Origin of the sequence: Aestuariivivens insulae (assembly GCF_022662195.1) — a bacterium.
GTDB classification, from domain to species: Bacteria; Bacteroidota; Bacteroidia; order Flavobacteriales; family Flavobacteriaceae; genus Aestuariivivens; species Aestuariivivens insulae.
Window position 1 is genome coordinate 21255 of record NZ_JAKMCS010000014.1, and the last position, 24763, is coordinate 46017.

General features: G+C 36.1%; 21 protein-coding genes. 6 read left to right on the forward strand and 15 right to left on the reverse strand.

Going from position 1 to position 24763, the window contains the following annotated elements; all coding sequences use genetic code 11:
• Nucleotides 1–89: 89 nt before the first annotated feature.
• Nucleotides 90–1004, forward strand: a complete 915-nt coding sequence (locus tag MR062_RS14565; RefSeq protein WP_242205568.1) for a FecR family protein — start codon at nucleotides 90–92, stop codon at nucleotides 1002–1004.
• Nucleotides 997–3360: a TonB-dependent receptor plug domain-containing protein gene (locus MR062_RS14570; RefSeq protein WP_242205570.1), complete on the forward strand. Its 2364-nt coding sequence runs from the start codon at nucleotides 997–999 to the stop codon at nucleotides 3358–3360. The genes MR062_RS14565 and MR062_RS14570 overlap by 8 nt, the downstream gene beginning before the upstream one ends.
• Before the next feature lie 223 nt (nucleotides 3361–3583).
• Here the strand turns inward: MR062_RS14570 and MR062_RS14575 are convergent, their stop codons facing one another.
• The 3 genes from MR062_RS14575 to MR062_RS14585 are packed head-to-tail and all read right to left on the reverse strand — an operon-like array spanning nucleotide 3584 to nucleotide 6230.
• A complete protein-coding gene (locus MR062_RS14575) occupies nucleotides 3584–5119 on the reverse strand; it encodes a hypothetical protein (protein WP_242205572.1) in 1536 nt (511 codons plus the stop codon).
• Nucleotides 5120–5134: 15 nt separating this feature from the next.
• The gene (locus MR062_RS14580; RefSeq protein WP_242205575.1) at nucleotides 5135–5695 is read right to left on the reverse strand and encodes a hypothetical protein; all 561 of its coding nucleotides are present in this window, start codon (nucleotides 5693–5695) and stop codon (nucleotides 5135–5137) included.
• The gene (locus MR062_RS14585) at nucleotides 5679–6230 is read right to left on the reverse strand and encodes an RNA polymerase sigma factor (RefSeq protein WP_242205577.1); all 552 of its coding nucleotides are present in this window, start codon (nucleotides 6228–6230) and stop codon (nucleotides 5679–5681) included. The genes MR062_RS14580 and MR062_RS14585 overlap by 17 nt, the downstream gene beginning before the upstream one ends.
• A gap of 285 nt (nucleotides 6231–6515) precedes the next feature.
• Here MR062_RS14585 and MR062_RS14590 point away from each other — a divergent pair, with 285 nt between their 5' ends.
• Complete coding sequence (locus MR062_RS14590) at nucleotides 6516–7073, forward strand: DUF2911 domain-containing protein (protein WP_317235850.1); 558 nt, start codon at nucleotides 6516–6518, stop codon at nucleotides 7071–7073.
• Between the two features lie 141 nt (nucleotides 7074–7214).
• Nucleotides 7215–8288, forward strand: coding sequence for a methylmalonyl Co-A mutase-associated GTPase MeaB (gene meaB, locus MR062_RS14595; RefSeq protein ID WP_242205578.1), 1074 nt, complete (start codon nucleotides 7215–7217; stop codon nucleotides 8286–8288).
• Between the two features lie 90 nt (nucleotides 8289–8378).
• Here the strand turns inward: meaB and MR062_RS14600 are convergent, their stop codons facing one another.
• The 3 genes from MR062_RS14600 to MR062_RS14610 all read right to left on the reverse strand — a co-directional run bounded on the left by MR062_RS14600 (nucleotide 8379) and on the right by MR062_RS14610 (nucleotide 10710).
• Nucleotides 8379–8951: a phosphatase PAP2 family protein gene (locus MR062_RS14600; RefSeq protein WP_242205580.1), complete on the reverse strand. Its 573-nt coding sequence runs from the start codon at nucleotides 8949–8951 to the stop codon at nucleotides 8379–8381.
• Nucleotides 8952–8959: 8 nt separating this feature from the next.
• Nucleotides 8960–9187 (reverse strand): hypothetical protein, encoded by a 228-nt coding sequence (locus MR062_RS14605; RefSeq protein WP_242205582.1) that lies wholly within the window; start codon nucleotides 9185–9187, stop codon nucleotides 8960–8962.
• A 146-nt stretch (nucleotides 9188–9333) separates the two neighbouring features.
• Nucleotides 9334–10710, reverse strand: coding sequence for an MATE family efflux transporter (locus tag MR062_RS14610; RefSeq protein ID WP_242205584.1), 1377 nt, complete (start codon nucleotides 10708–10710; stop codon nucleotides 9334–9336).
• 347 nt (nucleotides 10711–11057) lie between these two features.
• Here MR062_RS14610 and MR062_RS14615 point away from each other — a divergent pair, with 347 nt between their 5' ends.
• Nucleotides 11058–11996 (forward strand): TolB family protein, encoded by a 939-nt coding sequence (locus MR062_RS14615; RefSeq protein ID WP_242205586.1) that lies wholly within the window; start codon nucleotides 11058–11060, stop codon nucleotides 11994–11996.
• A gap of 1 nt (nucleotide 11997) precedes the next feature.
• Here the strand turns inward: MR062_RS14615 and MR062_RS14620 are convergent, their stop codons facing one another.
• From MR062_RS14620 to MR062_RS14645, 6 genes are all read right to left on the reverse strand, one after another.
• Nucleotides 11998–12939 carry an NAD(P)H-dependent flavin oxidoreductase gene (locus MR062_RS14620; RefSeq protein ID WP_242205588.1) on the reverse strand — a complete coding sequence of 314 codons (942 nt, stop codon included), beginning with the start codon at nucleotides 12937–12939 and terminating at the stop codon, nucleotides 11998–12000.
• Entirely contained in the window at nucleotides 12932–14557 is a 1626-nt protein-coding gene (locus MR062_RS14625) for a S8 family serine peptidase (RefSeq protein ID WP_242205590.1), read from the reverse strand. The genes MR062_RS14620 and MR062_RS14625 overlap by 8 nt, the downstream gene beginning before the upstream one ends.
• Nucleotides 14558–14582: 25 nt before the next feature.
• Entirely contained in the window at nucleotides 14583–15788 is a 1206-nt protein-coding gene (gene mnmA / locus MR062_RS14630) for a tRNA 2-thiouridine(34) synthase MnmA (protein WP_242205592.1), read from the reverse strand.
• 106 nt (nucleotides 15789–15894) lie between these two features.
• Nucleotides 15895–16623, reverse strand: a complete 729-nt coding sequence (locus MR062_RS14635) for a toxin-antitoxin system YwqK family antitoxin (protein WP_242205594.1) — start codon at nucleotides 16621–16623, stop codon at nucleotides 15895–15897.
• A 152-nt stretch (nucleotides 16624–16775) separates the two neighbouring features.
• The gene (yidC, locus tag MR062_RS14640; RefSeq protein ID WP_242205595.1) at nucleotides 16776–18680 is read right to left on the reverse strand and encodes a membrane protein insertase YidC; all 1905 of its coding nucleotides are present in this window, start codon (nucleotides 18678–18680) and stop codon (nucleotides 16776–16778) included.
• A 144-nt stretch (nucleotides 18681–18824) separates the two neighbouring features.
• Entirely contained in the window at nucleotides 18825–20465 is a 1641-nt protein-coding gene (locus MR062_RS14645) for a CTP synthase (protein ID WP_242205597.1), read from the reverse strand.
• 216 nt (nucleotides 20466–20681) lie between these two features.
• Between MR062_RS14645 and MR062_RS14650 the strand changes: the two genes are divergently transcribed.
• On the forward strand, nucleotides 20682–21908 hold the full coding sequence (locus MR062_RS14650; protein ID WP_242205599.1) for a PHP domain-containing protein: 1227 nt from the start codon (nucleotides 20682–20684) through the stop codon (nucleotides 21906–21908).
• Nucleotides 21909–21923: 15 nt separating this feature from the next.
• Here the strand turns inward: MR062_RS14650 and MR062_RS14655 are convergent, their stop codons facing one another.
• Genes MR062_RS14655 through MR062_RS14665 form a run of 3 tightly spaced genes read right to left on the reverse strand, consistent with a single transcriptional unit; the run spans nucleotide 21924 to nucleotide 24679 of the window.
• Nucleotides 21924–22160, reverse strand: coding sequence for a DUF3820 family protein (locus MR062_RS14655; RefSeq protein ID WP_242205601.1), 237 nt, complete (start codon nucleotides 22158–22160; stop codon nucleotides 21924–21926).
• Nucleotides 22160–22705: a DUF922 domain-containing protein gene (locus tag MR062_RS14660; protein WP_242205603.1), complete on the reverse strand. Its 546-nt coding sequence runs from the start codon at nucleotides 22703–22705 to the stop codon at nucleotides 22160–22162. The genes MR062_RS14655 and MR062_RS14660 overlap by 1 nt, the downstream gene beginning before the upstream one ends.
• 48 nt (nucleotides 22706–22753) lie before the next feature.
• The gene (locus tag MR062_RS14665; protein ID WP_242205605.1) at nucleotides 22754–24679 is read right to left on the reverse strand and encodes a LysM peptidoglycan-binding domain-containing protein; all 1926 of its coding nucleotides are present in this window, start codon (nucleotides 24677–24679) and stop codon (nucleotides 22754–22756) included.
• Nucleotides 24680–24763: the final 84 nt, after the last annotated feature.

Here is a 24763-nt window from a genome sequence, read left to right on the forward strand (position 1 = left end):
ATTGAGTAGGTATAGATTGAACCTTGAACCATAAACCTTAAACTTTTTTAGTACAGGGTAGGAAAAAATAAAAGTTAATTGTTATATAGTTGAATACAGAAATGATGGATAGAGAAAAACTCATATCAAAATGGTTAGATAACGACCTAAGCGATCAAGAGCTTCAGGCATTTAAAGCCCTTGAAGACTACGATGATTTAGTAAGGTTAAATGATAGCCTACAAGATTTTAAAGCCGATGATTATAATACATCTACGGCATTAGAACAGGTCTTATCGTCCATTAAAACCAAAACACCTCAGCCTACAACACTTTGGATAAAACCTTTTTTACGAGTGGCCGCCCTTTTGGTTATTTGTTTCAGTTTATATTACTACGTGACAACTTTAGATACCACCATAGTGACAGATGTTGCCCAAAAAACTACGGTAGCATTGCCAGATGCCTCCAGTGTTGCCCTTAATGCCAAGTCTACATTAATATTCAATAAAAAGGAATGGCATAAAGAACGCCATGTGGAATTACAGGGCGAAGCTTTTTTTAAAGTTTCAAAAGGGGCTTCGTTTAATGTAATTACAACATCGGGAACCGTTACTGTTTATGGTACACAATTTAATGTAAAACAACGCGACAATTATTTTGAAGTTATTTGCTACGAAGGCTTAGTTGGGGTGACCTACAAATCCCAAGAAACGAAATTAAAACCTGGAGACAGCTTTTTAATTATAGATGGGAAACTAATTGCTAAAGGAAAAGAAAGCAGCTCAACGCCTTCGTGGTTAAATAACGAAAGTCAATTTAAAAGCATTCCGTACAAAGCTGTTATCGCCGAATTTGAAAGGCAATACGGGGTAAGCGTAACGCTTATGGGTATTGATAGCAAACAACACTTTACTGGTGGTTTTTCACATGACAATATAGACGTTGCATTACAGTCTATTACCTTACCTTTACATTTAACTTACAGTAAAGAAAACAATACTATTATTTTAAGGCGTGAATAGAAAAGGCATTATTTCTGTTTTAATTATTGTCTTATTTTTTTTGAACACTTTTAGTATCACAGCCCAAACAGTTCAAAAAGAAAAACTAAGCCTTACCTCTATACTAAAAGCCTTAGAAACGCTTTATAACGTTAGGTTTTCATATGTGGATGAAACCGTAAAGGGCATTACATTAGAATTACCAGAAAGTATTTTAACCTTAACCGATGCCCTAAATTATATTAGCCAAGAAACACATTTGGATTTTAAATTACTTGATGACCGATTTATTGTGGTTAGCAAAGAAAAAGCTGGGAACAATACGGGCTTTAGCACCCAACAGTTAGAAGAAGTCGTGGTGGTTAATTATTTAACCTCTGGCTTAACCAAATTAAACGATGGCAGTATTACCCTTAAACCAGAATCTTTTGGTATACTTCCCGGGTTGATAGAACCCGATGTACTACAGACCATCCAGGCCCTTCCTGGAATTTTAAGTGTCGATGAAACCGTGTCCAACATTAATGTTAGGGGCGGTACCCACGACCAAAACTTAATCCTTTGGGATGGCATAAAGATGTACCAATCTGGGCATTTTTTCGGATTGATCTCTGCCTTTAACCCTTATACGACTAAGTCTGTTAATGTTTCTAAAAATGGAACACCCGCAAAATATGGCGATGGTATTTCCAGCATTATCGATATGCAACTTTCCAATACCATAGACAACCAATTTAATGCTGGTTTGGGATTTAATTTGATTAATGCCGATGGTTATGCCAAAATACCCCTATCCCACAATACAGAATTGCAATTGTCGACCCGTCGGTCTATAACCGACCTCATCAATACGGCAACTTTCGAGCAATATTCCAAGCGTATCTTTCAGGACTCCGATTTTAATGACGCTAAGAAAAATGATGATTTCATATCACAAAACGAATCGTTTTACTTTTACGATGTCACGGCCAAATTTCTTTATGATATCACCAAAAAGGATAAGGTAAGGTTTCATTTTTTCAATGTTTTTAACGATTTGAATTACGATGAACAATTAACAACCAACGATCGCAATGAAGCTTTAAACAGTAAACTCACACAACGTAATTCTGCAATTGGAATGACTTACACAAGAGATTGGACTAACGCCCTATTGATGACCGCGCAAGTTTATGTCTCTAATTACGATTTGGATGCTACCAATCACGACCTTATTAACAATCAACGTTTAATACAAGAAAATGAAGTATACGATGGTTCGGCCAGATTAGATATTGATTATACCCACAACCAGAATTTTAAGTTCAATACGGGTTACCAATTTACCGAAGTGGGCATAAGCAACCTAGAAGATGTTAACAACCCTAATTTTAGAAGCTATATTAAGGAAGTATCTAGAAGCCATTCGGTTTACGGAGAAAGTACATTTTTGTCCAATGATGCCAAAACCAAATTAAAATTTGGCACGAGATTAAATTACTTCAACAAGTTCAACTCCTTTCTAATAGAACCCCGTTTAAGTTTCAGTCAACGTTTTTTAAATCATTTTAGGCTTGAGGTTTTAAGTGAACTAAAGAGCCAAACCACTTCCCAAATCATTGATCTACAAAACGATTTTTTAGGTATTGAAAAAAGGCGCTGGGTATTGTCTAACAACATTACCGAAGTTACAACTAATGACGGTATCAATATTTTTCCCGTTCCCATTATAAAAAGTAAACAAGCCTCTGTGGGACTTCAATACAACCAAAATAAACTTTTAATTAGTGCCGAAGGCTACATTAAAAAGGTTGATGGGATTACCAGCAGAAGCCAAGGGTTCCAAAACCAATATCAGTTTATTTTCGATACCGGAAGCTATAAAATTAAAGGTGTAGACGTATTAATCAACAAACAATTCAATACCATTTTCAGTACCTGGCTAAGCTATACTTACAGTAAAAATGATTACACCTTTTCATCGTTAAACAATGGGAGTCCATTCCCTAACAATGCCGATATTAGGCACGCCATGGCATTTGGTGGTGTTTATACCCATAACGATATTAAGCTTGCCTTAGGAATCAATTGGCATAGCGGAAAACCTACAACCAATCCTATAGATGTTACCGACAATTCAACAACTAGGGAAATTAATTACGAAGCACCCAACAGTAGTAATCTTAACGATTATTTACGCACCGATTTTTCGGCTTCCTATGCATTTGATATTTCCAATGCTACAAAAGCCTCCATTGGGGCTTCCATTTGGAATGTATTTAACAGAAAGAATATCATAAATACCTATTACGCCTTAAACGATGATAACACCATAAGAAAGGTTGAAAATCAATCGTTGGGCATCACACCAAATGTTAGTTTTAGGGTCATTTTTTAACTTCCCCTTAGTCTTTAATATAGGCGTTTGTATGATTGATTGCTTTTATTGAAGAAAAAACATCAGACACATTAAGTTCATCATTCTTTTTGAGATAAATTTAGGAATGTATATTTTGAAAGGCACAGTAACTTTAAAACGAGAGGTGATTTAATACTAATGCCGAAAAGGAGAGTTTATAAGATTTGGGATTATACATAGTATTTTCCCAGAACTAGGAATTCTATTCCATAATTACATTACTGTACTTGGCATTCACCACAATGCTTTTCCCAGAACTTAAATCACCCGTTGAAAACGAAGAGACATTATCCTTTGTCGTTTTATTGGGATGGCTAAATCGAGTACGATCACCTCTAAATTGTAGGTTATATGGTATTTTTGGCAATACAATAACAGCGTCTGTATTCTGCAAAATAGCATTCAAATTGGTAAAGGTATCATCAATCTTCAAAATTTCTAAATCTCCTATGCTACCATTTATTATGGCATTTCCCAACAGATTATCAATTTTAATGTTGGACGAATTCGACGTAAGCACCAGTTGTCCAACGTTTTCTAGGTTAGCCTGCTCTACATAATTTAAATTAAGCTCTCCTACATTCCAATGGGTAATATAAATAGGCGAATGGGTAGCATTAATGGAAGTTGTACTTCCATTAATGCTTTGTGCCATAAACTTAGTGTAAGACAAGTTTGCCTTTAAATTATCTATATTAGAAGCCAATTTTAATTCGCCATGCTTTACATTAAGTTTTAGTTTAGCTCCTTTGGGCATTTTAATTTTTATGGTTTTCTTCACTTTAGTATGAAGTTTCTTATTAACCAAACGCTCCACAATTACACGCCTTTCGTTTGCTAATTTTCGACGATTTTCATGTAGTTTCTCTCGTTCTTTAATATGCTTTTCTCGTTCTATGATGTGTTTTTCACGGGCTTTTTCTCGTTCTTCCCTCATTTTGGCACTCCGTTCTGCCATGGCTTCCATACGCTCTGCTCTTCGTTCCATTTGTGCTGCAAATCGTTCGCCCCAAGCTTCCATTTGCTTACCATATTGCTCCCCAAACTTCTCGCCCCACTCTTCCATTTGCTCGGCGTATTTTTCTTCCCATTCCTTTCCAAATTTTTCGCCCCAAGCTTCCATTTTCTCTGCAAAGTCCTTTCCAAATTTAGACTCGAACTCCTTGTTATACTTTTCCAAATACTTATCGCCGTCTTTTTTATAGGCCTTATAATCGAATTTTATTTTATTTATTCCTTCAGGTAGCTCCGGTAATTCTGGAAGGTTTGGCATTTCGGGCATTTCTGGTAACTCTGGAACTTCGGGTACTTCAAAATGAAAATCAAAATTCATCTCTGGCAAGTCTGCCAATTCAAACTTTAGTTCTTCCAAAATAGCATCAACATCTACTCCATTTGGGTGATCGGAACTATGAACCCAAACTACTGGCGCTTTGCCCCTTGTGTTTATAGTTACTAGACCTTCAGAAGCATCTACATCTACGTTCCATTGCTTTAAAACTTCTTCTAATTCTTCCTTACTTAGATCTTCACCTTCAATATAAGCTTCAATTTCTACGGTGTTCTTGTTCCAGGTATCAAATTCTATATTGCAGTAACTTGTATTTAAATCAATGGTCACATCCTTATCGACCTTTATGGACTGCGATACTTTGGTTAGCTTATCTTGTGCCGATAATGTCGTGAGCACAAAACAACTAAGTACAAATAACTTTAATTTTATAATTGTCTGTTTCATTTTTAGATTGATGTTTTAGACGGACTGTGATTCCAATCCCGTTTTGTTTAATTCTTGTAATTGTTCTTTTAAACGATACAATAGGTTTAAACGAAGTTTTAAATTATCAATAAGCGCATTGATTGTTAACTCGGTTGGCCCTACTTCGGTCAATTCCAAAGACAAACGCTCATACTCTTTGTTAAGCGTTTCTATCTGGGCAATGTAACCATCGAAAACCTCTTTGGTTTCTGGAGTGTATTTAATTTTTGAAAGCTCGAAATTGATACTCGCCAAATAATAATCTTCAACTTTTTTTAACCCTGGAGACACATCCCCTAATGTTTTTGTTGTTGTTGTTGAAGCCAATTGCTTATCTGGTTCTACAGGGCCATGCGAAAAATAGGTAAATGCTCCATAACTTAACCCTAAAAGCACTACTATACTGGCTGCCATACCAAACCAATTAAATGATTGGGGCTTACTTTTCGGTAAGGCCTTGTCCAATTTTTCAAGAAATCGTTCTTGATGATTTTCTGGCATTGCTTGGCCTGTAACTCTTTCATTTTTAAATAATTCCCTAATATCCTGTGCCATAACCTTTAATTGTTAACAGTTCTTTTAACTTTGTTTTCCCTCTGGATAGTTGGGTACGTGATGCTACTTCTGAAATATTTAAAATCTCCGAAATCTCTTGATGGTCGTAACCTTCAATCAAGTAAAGCATTACTACATACCGATATTTATCCGGCAGCTCATTAATAGCTACTTTTACATCGTCTAACGTAATAGTATCGTCTACTAACCATTTGTCGTCCTCGGCAGTATCAATTACCTTTAAGTGCACCTCATCCAGTTCAACTAAACGCTGTTTTTTGGATTTTAGGAGATCAATACTCTTATTAACGACAATACGTTTTAACCAAGCACCAAAAGTAACCTCTGCTTTATACAGATGTAACTTAGTGAAAGCCTTAATGAATGCTTCCTGCACTACGTCTTCAGCATCATTGGCATCTTTCAAAAAACGCATAGCAACAATATACATACCATTGCAGTACTGGTTGTACAACTGCAGTTGTGCCTTGCGATTGTTTTGTTTACATTTTTCAATAATGTCAACCTGAAACATGCTTTGGTCTACTTTTTGGTTTAAGTTAGTTCGTATTAAAAGACGACACAAAAATGAATGTGTTGCAAAAAACAGTTGTTTTTTTATTTTAAAGTATAACAAAGCTAAATAAATATGCGTTTGTATTTTTATGATTGCAAGGAACAAATACCATTTGCCGATTGACATTACTGTGATAGAACATCTTTTTTCCTTACTAAAAAAATAAAAAAGCAGCATTTTATTTTCCCATAATTTCAATTAATAACTGGTATAAATTATCTTTACACCTCTAAAATTTGCTCTATGATGAACACCTTTTTAAAACGAGTAATGGCATTTCTACTTATTGTTGCTGTTGGAGTTTTTATTTATTCTTACTTAAACGATGGCTTTCAAAAAAGAAAGAGTCCCAAAAAAACAGTTAGTTTTAAAGTAGACGATTTAAAACTTCAAGTGTTTTACAACAGACCTTCTAAACGCGGAAGGGAAATTTTTGGAGCATTGGTACCTTATAATGAAGTTTGGCGTACTGGAGCTAATGAAGCCACTACCTTTGAAACCAATAAATCACTTAAAATAGGAAACGACTCATTACAAGCTGGAAAATATACTTTGTGGACCATTCCTAACGATACCGCCTGGCATGTTATCTTTAATACCAAACAATATGAATGGGGCGTAGACCATGAAACCTTAAAACCGCTTCGTGAACCGGAATATGATGCCATTAACATTTTGGTTCCGGTGGAAAAAATAGATCACGTGGTTGAACAATTTACAATTGCTTTCGATAATTCTACCGACAACCTATCCCTAACAATGGCGTGGGATGATGTGAAAATTGAAGTACCACTTAAGTGAATTGGATGTCTTAGTATTTGGTCATAGTAGGCAGTTCTGATACTTTACTATAAAAACATCAAATAGGAACACTATTAATCATACCTCTATTCGTAGTTAGATAAAACTAAAATTGTAAATTAGTCAAACATTCGTTTATAGGTGGCAAAAAAAACAACATCGGCATTACAGGAAAACAAAGGTGTTTCTAAAACAGAAACCACCAATGCCAAATCTATTGGTTCCTTAAAGAAAAAACGAAAAGCCGTTTTAAGCGTAGACTCTTTAGTTACCGACCTTTTAAACAAAAACACCTCTTCATTAAGTAGAGCCATTACGCTTATTGAAAGTAAAAACCCCAAACATCTAGAGCAAGCCACACAAGTTATTAAAGCCTGCCTGCCACATGCAAACAAGTCTATTCGCATTGGTATTACTGGGGTGCCAGGTGTTGGAAAAAGCACCTTTATTGAAGCCTTCGGCAAACACCTAACAGCTCATGATAAACGCGTAGCTGTATTGGCCATAGACCCTAGTAGCACAATTACCAAAGGCAGTATTTTAGGGGACAAAACCCGAATGGAAGCCTTGGTGAAAGATAAAAATGCTTACATAAGACCTTCAGCATCTGGAAATGCCCTAGGGGGTGTTGCCAGGAAAACACGGGAAAGTATTATTTTATGTGAAGCCGCTGGGTTTGATGTTATTATTATTGAAACCGTAGGTGTTGGGCAAAGCGAAACTACCGTACATAGTATGGTCGATTTTTTTCTGCTTTTGAAACTGGCTGGTGCAGGTGACGAATTACAAGGCATTAAGCGTGGTATTATTGAAATGGCCGATGCTATAGCTATAAACAAATCGGATGGTGATAATTTAAAGAGAGCTAAATTGGCCAAAGTGGAATTTAACAGGGCGCTTCACCTATATCCTGAAAAGGTTTCGGGTTGGCTACCTAAAGTAACCACTTGCAGTGCCTTACAAAACGATGGTATTGACACCATTTGGGAACTTATTTTAGACTATGTAGACCTCACTACCAAAAATGGTTTTTTTAACAAAAAAAGAGCTGAACAAAATAAATTTTGGCTAATTCAAACCATAGAGTCCCAATTAAAATCCAATTTTTTCAATTTAGATAGCATTAAAAAGGAATTACAAAAGCAATTGGATTTAATTGAACAGAATAAAACCACCCCTTTTGCTGCAGCCGATTATTTATTGTCCCTCAAATAATAAATCCTCTTTTAAAATTAAGGACTTATTGACAAACTTTAACTTGTTTTAACTCCTATGCTAATTGGTAAGCAAAATTAAATTTCTGATTCAAATAAGCTTAAATCTCCTGAGCAATTTTTCCGCCAGTATATGAAAAATCCATCCAGAAAAAACACCAAATATTAACCCGCAAATAATATCCAGTGGATAATGTACGCCCACATAGATTCTACTATAGGCTACAATTAAACTAATACTTATCAACACATAAATAAGCCATTTATAATAAGATCTTAGTAAAAGACCTCCAAAAATAGCAACTGCCATAGAGTTCGAAGCATGTCCAGAGAAAAAACCATATAAACCACAGCGTACAGCAATAAAACGCATATGCTCCATAACACCTTCTGTTCTGCAAGGTCTTGTTCGTTCAAAGGTTCTTTTAAAAACATTTGTTATTTGATCGGTAAACGTTATCATTAAAGCTAGTACAATTACAAAAAGCAATACAGATTTCAATCCAAATTTTTTATAAAAAAGATATAAAAGCACTAGCCCCAATACAGTTCCAAAAATTAATTTGTTCGTAATGGCCAACCATAGATTATCCCAAGGTGCTGTCCCTAGGTTGTTTAAATATAAAAAGAGTTCGGTATCGTATTGTAGAATTTGGTCAAGCATGAGATTAATTATTCTTCGTATTTTTCTATTTCATTATCGTAAAATTGTGTTGCCATCTTAATGGCGTATTCTGTCTCCTGTTCGAGTTCCTTTCGGTCTTCTTCATCGAAATCCTCAAACCATTCTACCTCATCATTTTCAAGGTTAATAATGAATCTTGGAAATTCGGTATGGATAACAAAAATAGCGTTGGGATGTTCTGTATTATCGCCTAGTATGAATTTTGGTAAGGTCATTTTTAAAATATTAAGTTAAAAGTGCCTAAAATGCACTAAAGTTTTAAGTGTACTAAGTACATTCTGATTATTTGCCCAAAGTTATAATTTATTGATTACAGATAAAGATAGACAAAAGTTCTTTTTCCGATTTCCCATCAATTGTTTCAAGCCTCTTCGGCTATAAGCTTTTTGGTCAAATAATTAAATCGAATATACAACAAAATAGCTGCTGTTGTCAAGCCAGCCAATAAGCCCATCCAAATACCAAAACTACCATAAGCATCTTCTTTTCCTAAAAACCAGCTTATTGGAAAGCCTACAAGCCAGTACGACACAAAAGTTATTAGGGTTGGAATTTTAACATCTTGTAACCCTCTCAATGCCCCTAAAACAATAACCTGTATACTATCACTTATTTGAAAAATAGATGCCGCTATTAGTAATTTGGAGGCGATCCCCAACACAACGGTATTATCGCTTAAATTCTTCACATCATCAAAATCGACATACAATTTGGGCAATTGATTATGTAACGTAAAAAATATAATAGCAAATCCTATAGCAAATAAGGTTCCCATTAAAAACAACGAAAAGGCGATACGGCGTAATTCAAAATAAGCTTTTAACCCTTTTTGGTTACCCACCCGTATCATGGATGCCACACTCAACCCCATAGCAACCATAAAGGTCATTGAAGACAAATTTAATGCAATTTGGTTTGCTGCTTGCGGATTCTTGCCCAATAACCCACTTAACCATATGGCCGCTGTAAAAATGGCCACTTCAAAAAACATTTGCATGGCACTGGGAGCGCCAAGGTTTATAATCTTTTTCAGCATTAACTTGTTTAACACAAAAAATTTAATGTTAGTAACAAAGGCTTTAGATTTTTCTTTCCCTTTTAACAAAAACCAAAGGTAACCAACCATAATAAAGCGGGAAGCCAGTGTGCCATAAGCTGCCCCTACAATACCCAAAGCAGGAAAACCAAACTTTCCAAATATTAAAATATAATTCAATAATACGTTAACTATATTTCCCAAAATGGTAGCATACATGGGGTATTTGGTCATCGATAAGCCATCACTAAATTGTTTAAACGCCTGAAAAACGACTAAAGGAATAAGGGAAAACGCCACTAAATCTAAATAAGGCATAGCTAACACGACCACCTCATCTGGCTGTTTCATCAAGTACATTAGTGGTTTGGCAAAAAACACCAGTAAAAACAACAATACGCCTAAAACAATGCATAAAAATAGTCCGTGTTTAAACGCTGACTTTCCTTTTATAAAGTCCTTGGCCGAATCGGCCTCTGCCGTTAAAGGTGTAATAGCTGTAGAAAAACCAATACCCAAAGACATGGCTATAAACATAAAACTGTTTCCTAAAGATACTGCAGCTAATTCTGCCGTGCCCAATTGCCCAACCATGATGTTATCAATAAAGCTCACAAAGGTATGCCCCAACATCCCCAACATAACTGGCGAAGCCAATTTCCAATTGTACTTAAACTCTTTGGTGTAACTTTTTAAATGCATCGCACAAAAATAAACTTTAGTCCTGGGAATAATAGTTTTTAACAAAAAGATTTAGGTTAAATCTGCTCATTATTGTTGATAAATTTTAATAACACCTTTAATATCAATAAGTTATTTTACGTAATTTTGAAATCCCCAAGTCCTCTACTCATTTTAGCCTGCACTAGATTAATTTAAAATATATAGAAACATTTAGCTTTTATTTTATTAGGGATTAAAAATAGAATAGCTTATAGGTTTCAATATGCAAAGGGGGAATTTCCCCCTTTTTGTTATATTCAATTAACAACAAGGAGAATTCCGTTCTACTTTTTTAGTATCTTGAGCTAGGTCAATAATTAATTACAATGAAACACGTCTATTCAATCTACATAGTATTACTTAGCACTATTGGTTTTTCCCAACAACAATTAGCAGAGCCTTTTTTACCAGAAATCATTAAACAATTCCCTAACGTAAGGGACATTGCCATATCTCCCAACGGCAATGAAATTATGTTTACCGCACAAAGTGTTATGGGCAATCTTTCTACAATTATCCACTTAAAAAGGGAAGGTAATTCATGGAGTAAGGCTCAAATTGCTCCTTTTTCTGGAAAGCATTTCGATTTAGAGCCTTGTTTCTCACCCGACGGACTAAGGCTTTATTTTGTTTCTACGCGACCATTATCAACTAAAACAAATACGCCTAAAGACTTTGATATCTGGTATGTGGAAAGACCTGCTTTAAACGCCAGTTGGTCCAAACCAAAAAATATGGGAGTTCCTATAAATTCAGAATATGGAGAGTTTTATCCCTCTATTGCCGAAAGCGGAAACCTTTACTTTACAAGAGATAATACCACATTAAAGAGAAAAGATGATATCTATATTAGCAAGAATCAAAATGGCGTTTATGCTGAACCCATACGCCTTCCCGATAGTATTAATTCTGAAGGCTATGAATACAACGCCTTTATTGCTCCAGACGAATCCTATTTAATTTTTGGATGTTACAATAGAACTGATGGTTTAGGTAGCGGCGACCTGTATATAAGTTACAACGTAGAAAACCAATGGACTAAAGCTGAAAATATGGGGCAAGCTATTAATTCTGATAAAATGGATTATTGCCCCTATGTAGACACCAAAACCAATACACTTTATTTTACGAGCAAACGCGATAATACCAAAACCCAATTCGATAAAACACTGAAAACCGAAGAACTGCTTGCTGAATTAAACAAATATGATAATGGTTCAAGTAGATTATATAAAGTTAATATTGAACCTTTGGTAAAAAATTAAATCAGAGTTTTGCAACTCCTTTCTTAGCATCTTCAAACTCAGTCATGATATCTTCAACGATTTGTGCCACTGGTTTTATATCATGAATCAAACCAGAAATTTGCCCTATTTCCAATTCACCTTCTTCTAAATCACCTTCAAACATACCCCTCTTGGCTCGGGCCCTACCTAGAAGTTCCTTCAATTGTTCAACCGTTGGCCCTGTTTTGTAAAGCTCTTCAACTTGATTAAAAAACTTATTTTTAATTAACCTTACTGGAGCCAACTCTTTCAAGGTTAATTGGGTATCGCCTTCTTTGGCATTGACAATGGCCTGTTTGAATAATTGATGGGCAGAACTTTCTTTACTAGCCGCAAATCTGCTTCCAATTTGCACGCCATCTGCGCCCAATACCATCGTAGCCAACATAGCACTTCCTGTAGCAATGCCCCCAGCAGCGATTAGTGGAATATGAATTTGTTCCTTGACCATTGGAATTAAAGTTAATGTAGTGGTTTCATCCCGTCCATTATGGCCTCCTGCCTCAAAGCCTTCAGCAACTATAGCGTCGACACCAGCATCCTGAGCTTTCAAGGCAAATTTCACACTGCTCACCACGTGTACCACAGTAATACCCTTTTCTTGTAACCACGACGTCCAAGTTTTAGGATTTCCCGCTGAAGTAAACACAATCTTCACGCCTTCCTCCACAATAATATCCATAATCTCTTGGATATTGGGATACAACATGGGGACATTAACCCCAAAAGGTTTATGAGTAGCCTTTTTACATTTTTGAATGTGTTCCCTAAGAACATCGGGGTACATCGATCCTGCACCAATAAGCCCCAAAATACCAGAGTTACTAGCAGCAGAAGCCAAACGCCAACCACTGTTCCATACCATACCGGCCTGCACAATGGGATAATCGATACCAAATAAACGGGTTATTCTATTAGTCATTGTCTCTTTTTATAAGCTTAAAGGTTTTTGATGTACCTCCTAAATGAATCCTGGCTACATATACTCCATTTGACAAAGTAGACACATCCAAAGCATCATAAAGGTCTAAAAGCATGGATTGCAGCACTTGCTTCCCCAAGATATCAAAAAGACTAATGGCTATCGGGAAATGATCTAACTCGGCTTTAACAAACAAAGTAGTTTTGGTTGGATTGGGGTATATAAACAGCTCTATAGGCTCATTGGCATTCTGAATTTCTTCTAAAGCCGTATTGAGTGCTACTTCCAAATTAGGTATACCGTAACCCAAATAGTAATCGGGTGAACTATATTGTGATGCCGATTCCCTAACCAACTGCATAATTTCTGCATTGGTCATATCTGGCAAAGCCTGCCATAAGCAAACCATGCCTCCTGCCATAATTGGAGAGCTAAAAGACGTCCCATCTGCAGTTCCAATAATGTTATTCTCTGAAACCACATAACTTGCCTGCCCTTGGGCCACTACATCTGGTTTTTGGGTGGGCTGTAATGCACTGCCTTTAGAACTAAAGGCGGCGTAATTTCCATTAGCATCTACAGCACCAACTGAAAAAACACCTGCTGCATCGGCAGGAGCACCAACAATTCCCCAACTGTTATTTCCAGAATTTCCGGCCGAATTCACTAACAACATCCCTTTTTCAAAAGCAATATTGGCACCTCGTGTTATATAGGTTGTATTGCCATCCATATCGGCTGTCGTATAACTGTAATTTGGATTATCATAAGTTGTATATCCCAAAGAGGTATTGATGACATCTACACCCAAACTATCCGCCCGCTCAGCAGCTTCAACCCAATAACTTTCTTCCACAGGGTTCTCACTCAGGGCATCTTCGGTTATAAATAAATAGTAAGAGGCATCGGGGGCAGTTCCAACAAATTGGATTTCGATATATCCGGCCATATCACTTAATACCCATGTACCATGACTACTGGTCGTACCCGTATACACATCATTATCCCTATTCACAAAGTCGTATGCCCCCAACAAATTACCGGCATCCCTTAAACGTTTAAAAGCTCCTACTACATTTACATTGGGAAATCCGGCATCTAAAACAGCAACGGTCATCCCTGTTCCCGAATAACCAGCTACATGCAGTTTATCACCCTTAAACATTTCTATTTGATTAGCGGCACTTCCATAATTAAATATAGTAAAAGTCTCATTAAGTTTAGAAACTTTAGCTTTTTTACTGGTTTTTGATGTATTTAAGCTTTTATCGGCAAAATCGATATAATTCACAAAAACAAGATTTTCAAGATTCTGAATATCGGTTTGGCTTCCTCTTACATGTACCGCATTAAACCATTTGGACTTAGCCATAACGGTTATCCCAGTAGTATTCTTTAATTGTGTGATATAATTTTCATTTACCGGAACATCCCTATCATCAATAGTTACATTATGGGCTGCTTTTCTGTCGATAGCTTTTTGTGTAAGTATGGTAATTGGATTAGCTATGGAAGCCGTTACATTTTCCTTATCGGTCAAGTATACCCAAGCATCCTGTTGTGCTAAGATATTGAGCTGAAAGCACAATATACCAATAAAAAGCAGTCCTTTCTTCATCTTAACCGGATTTGGAAATGGAAAGTTACGAAATTACCCCGGAACCTATCAACTCATCTTCCAAATACCATGCTGCAAACTGTCCTTCGGTAATAGCCGATTGATAGTTCTCGAACTCAACATAGAGTCCGCTTTCAACTTTATGCAAGGTCGCTTTTTCCAAAGGTTGTCTATATCTAATCCTTGCCAAAACAGACAAAGTCTCACCTTCTTTCAATGCTAAGTCTTCTCGAATCCAATGCAGTTCGTCGTTAGCTACAAACAAAGCCTTTTTTAATAGCCCTGGGTGTTCCTTTCCTTGTCCTGTATAAATAACATTCTCATCTACATCGGTATCGATTACAAACAAAGGTTCTGGCGTTCCTCCCACGGCCAATCCTTTACGTTGCCCTTTTGTAAAATAATGGGCGCCTTGATGTTTCCCAACCACTTTACCATCGGTAACTTTGTAGTGAATTTTACGTGATAAGTATTTTAATTTGTCTTCTTCTGAAGCAAAGCTTGTTCGTTCTTCTTGAAATAACGCTTGTTCTTCAGGTATTTCTACAATAACCCCTTCTTTGGGCTTTAATTGCTGCTGTAGAAAATCGGGCAGCTTCACCTTACCTATAAAGCACAACCCTTGGGAATCTTTCTTTTCGGCCGTTACCAAATCCAATTCCATAGCAATATCGCGTACTTCGGGCTTGGTGAGTTCGCCTATAGGAAATAACGATTTTGCCAATTGTTCTTGGGATAATTGACATAAAAAATACGACTGGTCTTTATTGCCATCGACCCCAGCCAACAATCTATAAACTTCTTTTACCTCACCAGTTTGGTCATTGAACGAAGTCGAAATGCCCTTTCTACAATAATGTCCCGTAGCCACATAATCTGCCCCAAGCTCTAAGGCAATTTTCATGAACACATCAAACTTTATCTCCCTATTACAAAGTACATCGGGGTTTGGTGTTCTTCCTTTTTCATACTCATTGAACATATAATCGACTATACGTTCTTTATATTGTTCACTTAAATCTACTGTTTGAAAAGGGATGCCCAACTTCTCGGCTACCAACATGGCATCGTTGCTATCGTCCAACCAAGGACATTCGTTGGATATGGTCACAGAATCGTCGTGCCAATTTTTCATAAACAGGCCAATAACCTCATAGCCTTGCTGCTTTAACAAATAAGCGGCAACACTAGAGTCTACACCTCCTGAAAGTCCTATAACTACGCGTTTCATTATTTAGATTTGAATATGCAAAAGTACATGATTTTTTTCATTTGAAACCTCATCTGAGTATTGGTGATTCCCCTGAAACCTAAAGAAGTTCTTCAAGGAAGCGTATTTAATTGGAAGCCTTTTTATATTTACCATCCACTTTAATATACTTGGGCTTATAGGTAAAGTCTTTTTCTTCAATCAACTTACCCTCTTCATAAAACTTCCATATGCCTGTTTTTTTATCGTGCTTATATTGTCCTTCGGTAATGAGTTCCCCTTGTGGATCGTAATATTTGGCAGGCCCATGAAGCTCTCCATTTACATAATTATAAGTTTTTAGTACCACATTAGCTTCAGAATACCATTTTGATTCCCCATGCAACTTCCCATTAACATAGTGCTTCATTTCGGCTACTTGGCCATTTTCATAATATACCAAACGTTCACCGTGCAATTCGCCGTTGTCGTTATAATGCTCTGTGGTTAATAAACTTTTTCCATTGTTCTGGTAATAGTTCCATATGCCCACATAAGCTTTACCTTTCATACGGCCTTCACTAATGGGTTTCCCTTGTGGATTAAGAAATTTAACCTGGGCTGTACCATCTGTTTCGTTAAACATTTTTGTTGCTGCCAAAATGGGTTTACCATTTTCATTTTCATAAAACTTAAACTCACCTACTTCCTTTCCATGAAAAAATTGGCCTTCGTACCTTAATACTTTAGTACCCTTAAAATGCTTCTTCCAAACACCGTGACGCTTCCCATTAGCATCAAATTGGTTGATGTCTTGAGCCAAAGCAATCAAAGCATTCAATAAAATTAATACGAATAAAATGTTATTAAACTTCATATGGTATTTTTTAAAAAAACGTATAAAATTATCACAAATTGTATAAAAACAAAAAGCTGCCAATTTTAGTGAACAGTAATCGATCACAGTTGGCAGCTTTATATTTTTCCCTTCTGTCTTTCAACTTTAAAAGTGAAGGAATTACTTTTTTATTATTTTCTTTTTTGTTGCGCTTGCTTTTGTTTTTCGGCCTGCTCCATCATTTCTTTCATTTTTCTTTGGAAACGATTTTCCTTCTTAGGTTTCTTTTTATTTTCCTGAATTTTGGCATGTATCTTATCTTCATCTATTATATAATTCTTAATTACCAGCATAATGCCAATGGTAATTAAGTTAGATATGAAGTAATACAAACTCAATCCAGAAGCATAATTATTAAAGAATACCAACATCATTATTGGTGAGAAGTAAATCATATACTTCATCATCTTACCCATATCTGGCATCCCTTCTTGGGTAGGTTGCGATGCCATTTGCTGCCCTGTAGTCATACGCATGTAGAAGAATATCGCCAATGAGGCCAAAATAGGAAACAAACTCACGTGATTACCATAAATTGATGAAATTATTGGAATTTGAGTATCCCAAGTAAAGATGGCATCGTAAGACGATAGGTCTTTAGCCCAAAGGAAACTTTTTTGACGTAAATCGAAAGCCGATGGAAAAAATTGGAATAGGGCATAAAACACAGGTAACTGCATTAAAGCTGGCAAACACCCAGCCATGGGGCTCACGCCTGCTTTACTGTACAATGCCATAGTTTCCTGTTGACGTTTCATAGGATTGTCCTTATACTTGGCATTAATCTCGGTTATCTCTGGCTTTATAACCTTCATCTTTGCCTGTGATAAATAAGATTTATAGGTAACAGGAGACATTACAATCCTTACCAAAATGGTCATAACAATAATGGCAAAACCGTAAGGTAAGAAGCTACCTAAAAAGCCAAACAGAGGCATGAAAATATAGCGGTTTATCCATCCAAAAATACCCCAACCAAAAGGTACAAGCTCATCCAGATTTCTATCGTAGGCAGCCAGCACTTTATAATCGTTAGGGCCATAATATAAATCCAAGCTGTTATTAAACTCGCCACCTTGTAATTGCAAAGGAATGCTTGTTGCAAAACTTTTGGTATAAATGGTATCCAACGATTGGTCTTCAACTAAATTTTCAGTTTTAATATGTGCCGTTTTAAAAGGCGTTTTGGTTAATATAGCCGACGAGAAAAAATGCTGTTTATAGCCTATCCATGACACATTATCTAAAGTTTCATCTGCATCTCTTGCTCCTGTATAATCTGCTTTTCCTTCTTCGTACTCGTAATGGATGTCGGTATATCTATTCTCGTAAGAAATACTTTTGGCATGTCGATACCCCTTAAGGTCCCAATCCAGTGTAATGTCTTGCGAACTATTAATTACATCGGATAAGCCTTGTGAACGCACCGTAAAACCAATCATATAATCGTTTGGCTTGATCTCGTAACGGTACTCTAAAAACTTAGTTTCTGAAACCTTAAGTTTCATAGAAACGACAGTATTATCGCCATTTTTTGTTACCGAAGGAATAAAAGGTAAATCTTTGGTATTTCGTACCCTACTATCGTTAGTACCAAAATTGATATTAAAATCGACATTATTATCCTTAACCAAGTAGATTGGTTCGTCTTTATAATCGACAAACTCTTTTAGTTTTACTTCTGAAAGATACCCGCCTTTATTACTAAACTTTAAGGCTAAACGTTCATTCTCTACAACCGTTTCATCTTCTGTTGTCTGTAAAGCAGAATATGCAAAAGCTCCTAATTTATTCTGAAGTTTTACCAATTGCAACGAATCTGTAGTGTCACCTACGGCTATATCTTCTATAGTTGCAGTATTGGCTAGCTGTTCTTCTTCAACCTTTTTATTTGCTTCAACCTGTTCTTGTTTGGCTTTTTCTTGAGCTTCAAGCTCTTCTGGCGTAGGTTTATTTTGCCATAACATGTACATTAAAATTCCAAAAATGAGGATAAACCCTATTATAGAATTAATGTCTAATTTTTTTTCTTCCATATATATTCTCTAAATGAATTAAAAATATCCCTGTTTCTCTTTACGTCTAGTTAATTCAGTAATCTCAACTACGCTCAGCCATAAGGCTTTGTCCAACCACTTCACAGGAATTGTAATAGCCAATTACAATAAGCTATCCAAAAATTAATTTTGTGCCATAGTGACACCTTTATTTTTTATTTTATATTTCAAAGCTGCTTTTACAAAAGCCACAAACAAGGGGTGCGGCTTTGCCACAGTACTTTTATATTCTGGATGGTATTGTACGCCAACAAACCAAGGGTGTTCTGGTATCTCGACGATCTCAACTAAGCCGGTATCTTTGTTTAAACCTGTTGCGATCATCCCAGCTGCTTCAATTTGTTCTCTATATTTACCATTGAACTCATAACGGTGTCTATGGCGCTCTTTTATCGTGTCTTCTTTGTAGATGTTAAAAACCTTGCTTCCCTTTTTCAAATCACAGGACCAAGCTCCCAATCGCATAGTCCCCCCTTTATCGGTAATGGTTTTTTGCTCCTCCATAAGGTCTATAACAGGGTTTGCCGTATTTGGGCTCATTTCGGTTGAATCGGCATCGGTAAGTCCTAGCACATTGCGAGAGAATTCAATAACTGCCATTTGCATACCTAGGCATATTCCAAAAAATGGAATGTTATGTTCACGTACATAGCGTACGGCATCTATTTTACCTTCTATACCTCGTTCTCCAAACCCAGGAGCCACCAAAACACCATCTAAGTGTGATAGCTTTAATTTGGTATTCTCACCATTTAAATATTCAGAATGAATCGATTCAACATTCACTTTTACTTCATTTTCTGCTCCGGCATGTATAAAAGCTTCTAAAATGGATTTATATGAATCTTGAAGCTCCACATATTTACCTATTAACCCGATAGTAACTTCGGTTTTTGGATTTTTGTGACGCTTTAAAAACTGGTTCCAACGTTGAATATCTGGGGTTTTACATTCTAACCCTAGTTTCTTAAGAACTACTTTATCCAACCCTTCTTTCAATATTAAGTTAGGTACATCGTAAATTGTTGATGCGTCTATAGATTGAATAACCGCTTCTTTCTGAACGTTACAGAACAAAGCCAGTTTACGACGCAAATCGTCCGGTAAATCATGTTCGGTACGGCACACCAATACATCGGCCTGTACTCCACTTTCCATGAGTGTTTTAACACTATGCTGGGTTGGCTTAGTTTTTAACTCACCGGCTGCCGATAAATATGGCACTAAAGTTAAGTGAACCACAATACCATTATTATCGCCTAGATCCCAACGTAATTGACGCACGGCTTCAATGTATGGAAGGGACTCTATATCACCTACGGTTCCTCCTATTTCTGTAATAACAATATCGTAATCGCCAGATCTTCCTAAAATTTGAATACGGTCTTTAATTTCATCCGTAATGTGCGGTACCACCTGGACTGTTTTTCCTAAAAACTCCCCTTGGCGTTCTTTTTGGATAACACTTTGGTATATGCGACCTGTAGTAACGTTGTTAGCCTGACTGGTTGGGGTATTTAAAAAACGTTCGTAGTGCCCTAAATCCAAATCGGTTTCTGCTCCATCTTCGGTAACATAACATTCGCCATGCTCATATGGATTTAACGTCCCTGGATCTACATTGATATAGGGATCTAACTTTTGAATGGTAACACGGTATCCTTGTGCCTGTAATAGCTTTGCTAAAGATGCAGCTATAATTCCTTTTCCTAAAGACGATGTAACGCCTCCCGTTACGAAAATGTATTTTGTAGTACTTGTCATGATGCGCTTATAAACGCAGGCAAATTTACAAAATTAAAACAGTTATCACCGAATAAGTTTTTAGTTATTTATCTACGGTATGATTATATTAAGTATTTTGTTTTTTAACAATAAAGCTTATAACTTTAAACACCATATTTTAGCCCTATTTAAATGTATTTTAATATAATGGGCGACAAATCCTTATTATAAAAACATTCTTTATACAAAACTATTATGTATCAACCTCCCTCTAGCTTTTTATCATGTGCCAAATTTGTTTTATTGTTTTTTTTATTTACTGTTATTAGCTGTAAAAAACCAATACCATCAAATAAAAAGCAGTGGTTTAAAGGTAATTTGCATACCCATTCCTACTGGAGTGACGGTGATGAATTTCCCGAGGTCATTATGCAATGGTATAAATCCCACGATTATGATTTTGTGGCCCTAACAGATCATAATATCTTAGCAGAAGGCGATAAATGGGTTAAAATTCGCCCAGACTCCATTTATCAAAATGGGTTTAAAAGCTATTTAGATACTTTTGGGTCGAATTGGGTCAACTATAAAAAAGACTCTTTAAATAACATCTATGTAAAACTCAAAACATTTGAAGAATATAGAACGAAGTTTGAAGCCCCCAATACTTTTTTAATTCTACAAGCCGAAGAGATTTCAGATCGCTTTGAAAACAAACCAATACACATAAACGCTACAAACCTTAAAAAGAAAATCCAACCCCAGGGAGGAAATAGCGTAGTAGATGTTATGCAAAATAACTTAGATGAAATAGCCAAACAAAAGGACAGTTTAAACATCCCCATACTAGCCCATATTAATCACCCCAATTTTCATTATAGTATAACTGTTGAAGATATGATCGCTTTAAAAAAAGAACAATTTTTTGAAGTTTATAACGGGCATCCTGACGTTAGAAATTCTGGAGATTCTAACCACATATCTACAGAAAAGATGTGGGACCTTATAAACATCGCATACATTGAAAACAATAAACCTTTGATGTATGGTCTTGCTACAGACGACTCCCATCACTACCATAAAAAAGGACACCAGTGGAGCAATGCCGGCCGTGGTTGGGTCATGGTGCAAGCTGATACGCTCTCTCCAAAATCAATAATTAACGCCATGGAATCTGGCAACTTTTATGCCAGTACTGGTGTTTTTTTAGACGATGTATCTACTGATAATAGCACCCTATCAGTTACTATCAAAAAAGAAGCTAATCTAACTTATAAAATTACTTTTATTGGATGTAAAAAAGGAAACAACACACCTGAAGCATTAAAAACAGTTACGGGGGACAAAGCTTCATTTAAAATCACTAAGGATATTCTTTTTGTACGCTGCAAAGTAACATCGTCAAAACATCACGACAATCCTATAGAAAACTTAATTTACGAAACGGCCTGGACACAACCTACAATCTATAAAAGAGATTAAACCAACATAACACCATTAATTAACTCCCTTAGGATACTGCTTCCGTATACTTCTTACCAAATCCTCAAGACCGTTCAATTTTAATTCATAAACTTGATTGAGCATGTTGCCCAACTTTCCTTTGGGAAACCCTTTATTGTGATACCAAACCACATAATGTTCCGGTAAGTCTATCAAGTAACGATCTTTATACTTGCCATAGGGCATTTTGGTATGAGCCAATTGTATTAGAAACTCTTTATCGGGATACATTATTTATTTGAATCATTAAGTTTGTATGATGATAGCTTCTCCAACTCAGCACTAACTTTATTCTGCCATTTCAACTGATTTTCAACATGTCTAGAAAAATTGGTTTCACTATCGTACTTTTCTTGAGCTGCTTCCAACTCCTTAAGTATGGTTCTATGCAAGTCCTGCAATTGTTTTTTAATACTGTTGGATACTTTTAATTCTCCTATATTTTTTCTGAATTTACGAGCATACAGTTCGGTAATATCAAAATGTAACTGTTCATGTGCCAATACATGTTCAGTTGCTTTTTCTGGTTTATACCATGATTGTTCCGGATAAAAATAGGCCTTCACATTAGTATTGAAACCAATTACCCTATTGCCTTTTTCTTTTATAGAAACCCCAAAGGTTATACCAGAAGCAGTAACTGCAGCCACATCGCCCTGATCTTGAGGCGCTCCTTTGAAATCTGACCATACGAGCCTATAATCCTCTTGCCATGAGACTACCGGGCTTTCTTGAAAGCAAAATAAACAACATAAAAGCACAAGGACCTTAGACATACTTTAGTAAGGTTTAGCAATCATACTATAAACGCCACTGGCAAATGCTTATTGCTCGACTTCTACAATTGTTAAGTCTTGATGTTTGAGTAAATACACTGCTTCGTTATAATAGCCACCAATCAATTTCTTTTTATAGGCAAACTTATTCTCTAGGTATTCCGTTAAAGGTGCGTTGATTACAGAAGTGTAAAAATCTTGAGATGATACCAATCGCAACACGGTATCCATAGTTAAATCGAAACCTTTAACAGCGCGGTTACTAGGCATTACATAATATTTTTGCTCGTAAGCCTTCACAAAAAAACTATGGTCTTTTTCATTATAAACCCTTGCTCCACTGGCATAAGAAAATTGTAGCTTTGAAAGATGCTGATTAGAAATCTCTTCGCCTTCAAAAGCTTTATTATAATTTGTTGTTGTTAACTTAATTGATATTTCTTCAATACCTTCATCTATATTTTCCTTTTTTATCAAAGAAGCCAAAATACTTATGGCATTAGAGGCAAAGCCTTCATTTTGAGTCTCCAAAAACACGAGATTATGGCCTGGCTTCAACACATTTTCTATATCTTCCTTTATCACATAAAAGCTATCATTCCCATCCTTGTCCTTACGCGAATACACTATTCTTGCTTGATTGAACTCGCGCTTAAGTTCATTAGCTATATTTTGATGTTTGGAATCTGCAATAAGGATAATATTACCAGACAAGGTGTCTGACTTCACAAAATTGATGATCTTGTTTTTTAGAAGTTCCTCTGGGGTTCTGGTTTGAAACACATTTTCATATAACCTTAAATTGTTTCCTGTTGGAGATATTAAGGGAATATTGTGCTTTTTTAATGCTATCGCTGCGCTTTCAAAATTTTTAGAAACTAACGGACCGATAACGGCATCGACATGTTCAAAATCATTGTCATTAATAATTCTGGACACTTCACTTACTTCATTTTTCGTATCATAAACATCAACCTTCAAAGAAATGCCTAACTGCTTTAATGAATCTATAGCCATGAGTACTCCCGAATGAAAATCTAATGATGCATTTAAGTAGGGATCCTTTTTAATACTGTTCTTGGTTCCTGTTATAGAATCGTAATCCACACGGTTCAACCTAAAAGGCAACATAATGGCAATATGCTTTGGGGTATAATCCCTAATACTATCCAACAGATTAACACTATTGCTTTCTTTTGTTAACGAATAGGTTTCAGAAAACGGGATTTTTAGAATCATTCCAACTTTCAATCCGCTATCGCTCAAACCAGGGTTTAATGTTTCCAATTCTTCTTGTGTTACCCCTAGTTTCACTTTCAATCGGTAAAACCCTTCTTTGGGCAACACTTTATAATAGCTATACTGTTCGTCTATTTGCTTTTCTTCAGTATCTTCTAAGTTAGGCACATTAATTTCCTGCCCCTCTTGCAATACCTCACCCATCTCTGGGTTTAACGCTTCCAATTCGGCTACCGTTATACCATATTTATAAGCTATACGCCACTTGCCCTCTTTGGGCAATACGGTATAAACTTTGGTAGGTTTTGATTCTTCTACAACTTCCGTTATTTTAAACACTGGAATTTGAAGCTTATCCCCTTTGCGTAATGGATTGGCATACAAAAAGGTATTGTGTTTTTTTATATCGGCTTCTGTAACTTCATATTGCTTTGCCAAACTATATAAGGTTTCCTTTTTCTTTACCCTATGATTTTTAAATCCATTCAGTTCCTTGACTATAGTTATTTTAGGTTTTTTGGCTTTTGATATAGGGATAATAAGTATGGTATTGGGCTTAAGCTTAGTTTTAGCATCGGGGTTTAAACTATAGATATCGAAAGGGGTTACATAATACAGTTTAGCTATTTCTTCAATTGTCTCACCTTTTTTAACCTTATGTGTACTAAAGTTTTGTGCCTTTACCGAAAGCGTAAAAAGTACAACTAAAGCTAAGGCGGATATTAATTTATTCATATGATTTTGTTTTGTAAACCTGATACCAAATAGTTTATATACGTTTGTTAATGCCATTAGGGATGTAGCTACAACATACATATT

Excerpts from the sequence above, each read along its gene's own strand:
- MR062_RS14645 (WP_242205597.1), bottom strand. The coding sequence starts at position 20,465 with ATGACAAGTACTACAAAATACATTTTCGTAACGGGAGGCGTTACATCG.
- MR062_RS14625 (WP_242205590.1), bottom strand. The coding sequence starts at position 14,557 with ATGAAGAAAGGACTGCTTTTTATTGGTATATTGTGCTTTCAGCTCAAT.
- MR062_RS14620 (WP_242205588.1), bottom strand. The coding sequence starts at position 12,939 with ATGACTAATAGAATAACCCGTTTATTTGGTATCGATTATCCCATTGTG.
- yidC (WP_242205595.1), bottom strand. The coding sequence starts at position 18,680 with ATGGAAGAAAAAAAATTAGACATTAATTCTATAATAGGGTTTATCCTC.
- MR062_RS14635 (WP_242205594.1), bottom strand. The coding sequence starts at position 16,623 with ATGAAGTTTAATAACATTTTATTCGTATTAATTTTATTGAATGCTTTG.
- MR062_RS14655 (WP_242205601.1), bottom strand. The coding sequence starts at position 22,160 with ATGTATCCCGATAAAGAGTTTCTAATACAATTGGCTCATACCAAAATG.
- MR062_RS14660 (WP_242205603.1), bottom strand. The coding sequence starts at position 22,705 with ATGTCTAAGGTCCTTGTGCTTTTATGTTGTTTATTTTGCTTTCAAGAA.
- MR062_RS14610 (WP_242205584.1), bottom strand. The coding sequence starts at position 10,710 with ATGCATTTAAAAAGTTACACCAAAGAGTTTAAGTACAATTGGAAATTG.
- MR062_RS14665 (WP_242205605.1), bottom strand. The coding sequence starts at position 24,679 with ATGAATAAATTAATATCCGCCTTAGCTTTAGTTGTACTTTTTACGCTT.
- MR062_RS14580 (WP_242205575.1), bottom strand. The coding sequence starts at position 5,695 with ATGGCACAGGATATTAGGGAATTATTTAAAAATGAAAGAGTTACAGGC.
- MR062_RS14575 (WP_242205572.1), bottom strand. The coding sequence starts at position 5,119 with ATGAAACAGACAATTATAAAATTAAAGTTATTTGTACTTAGTTGTTTT.
- MR062_RS14650 (WP_242205599.1), top strand. The coding sequence starts at position 20,682 with ATGTATCAACCTCCCTCTAGCTTTTTATCATGTGCCAAATTTGTTTTA.
- MR062_RS14605 (WP_242205582.1), bottom strand. The coding sequence starts at position 9,187 with ATGACCTTACCAAAATTCATACTAGGCGATAATACAGAACATCCCAAC.
- MR062_RS14585 (WP_242205577.1), bottom strand. The coding sequence starts at position 6,230 with ATGTTTCAGGTTGACATTATTGAAAAATGTAAACAAAACAATCGCAAG.
- MR062_RS14600 (WP_242205580.1), bottom strand. The coding sequence starts at position 8,951 with ATGCTTGACCAAATTCTACAATACGATACCGAACTCTTTTTATATTTA.
- MR062_RS14615 (WP_242205586.1), top strand. The coding sequence starts at position 11,058 with ATGAAACACGTCTATTCAATCTACATAGTATTACTTAGCACTATTGGT.
- MR062_RS14590 (WP_317235850.1), top strand. The coding sequence starts at position 6,516 with ATGATGAACACCTTTTTAAAACGAGTAATGGCATTTCTACTTATTGTT.
- mnmA (WP_242205592.1), bottom strand. The coding sequence starts at position 15,788 with ATGAAACGCGTAGTTATAGGACTTTCAGGAGGTGTAGACTCTAGTGTT.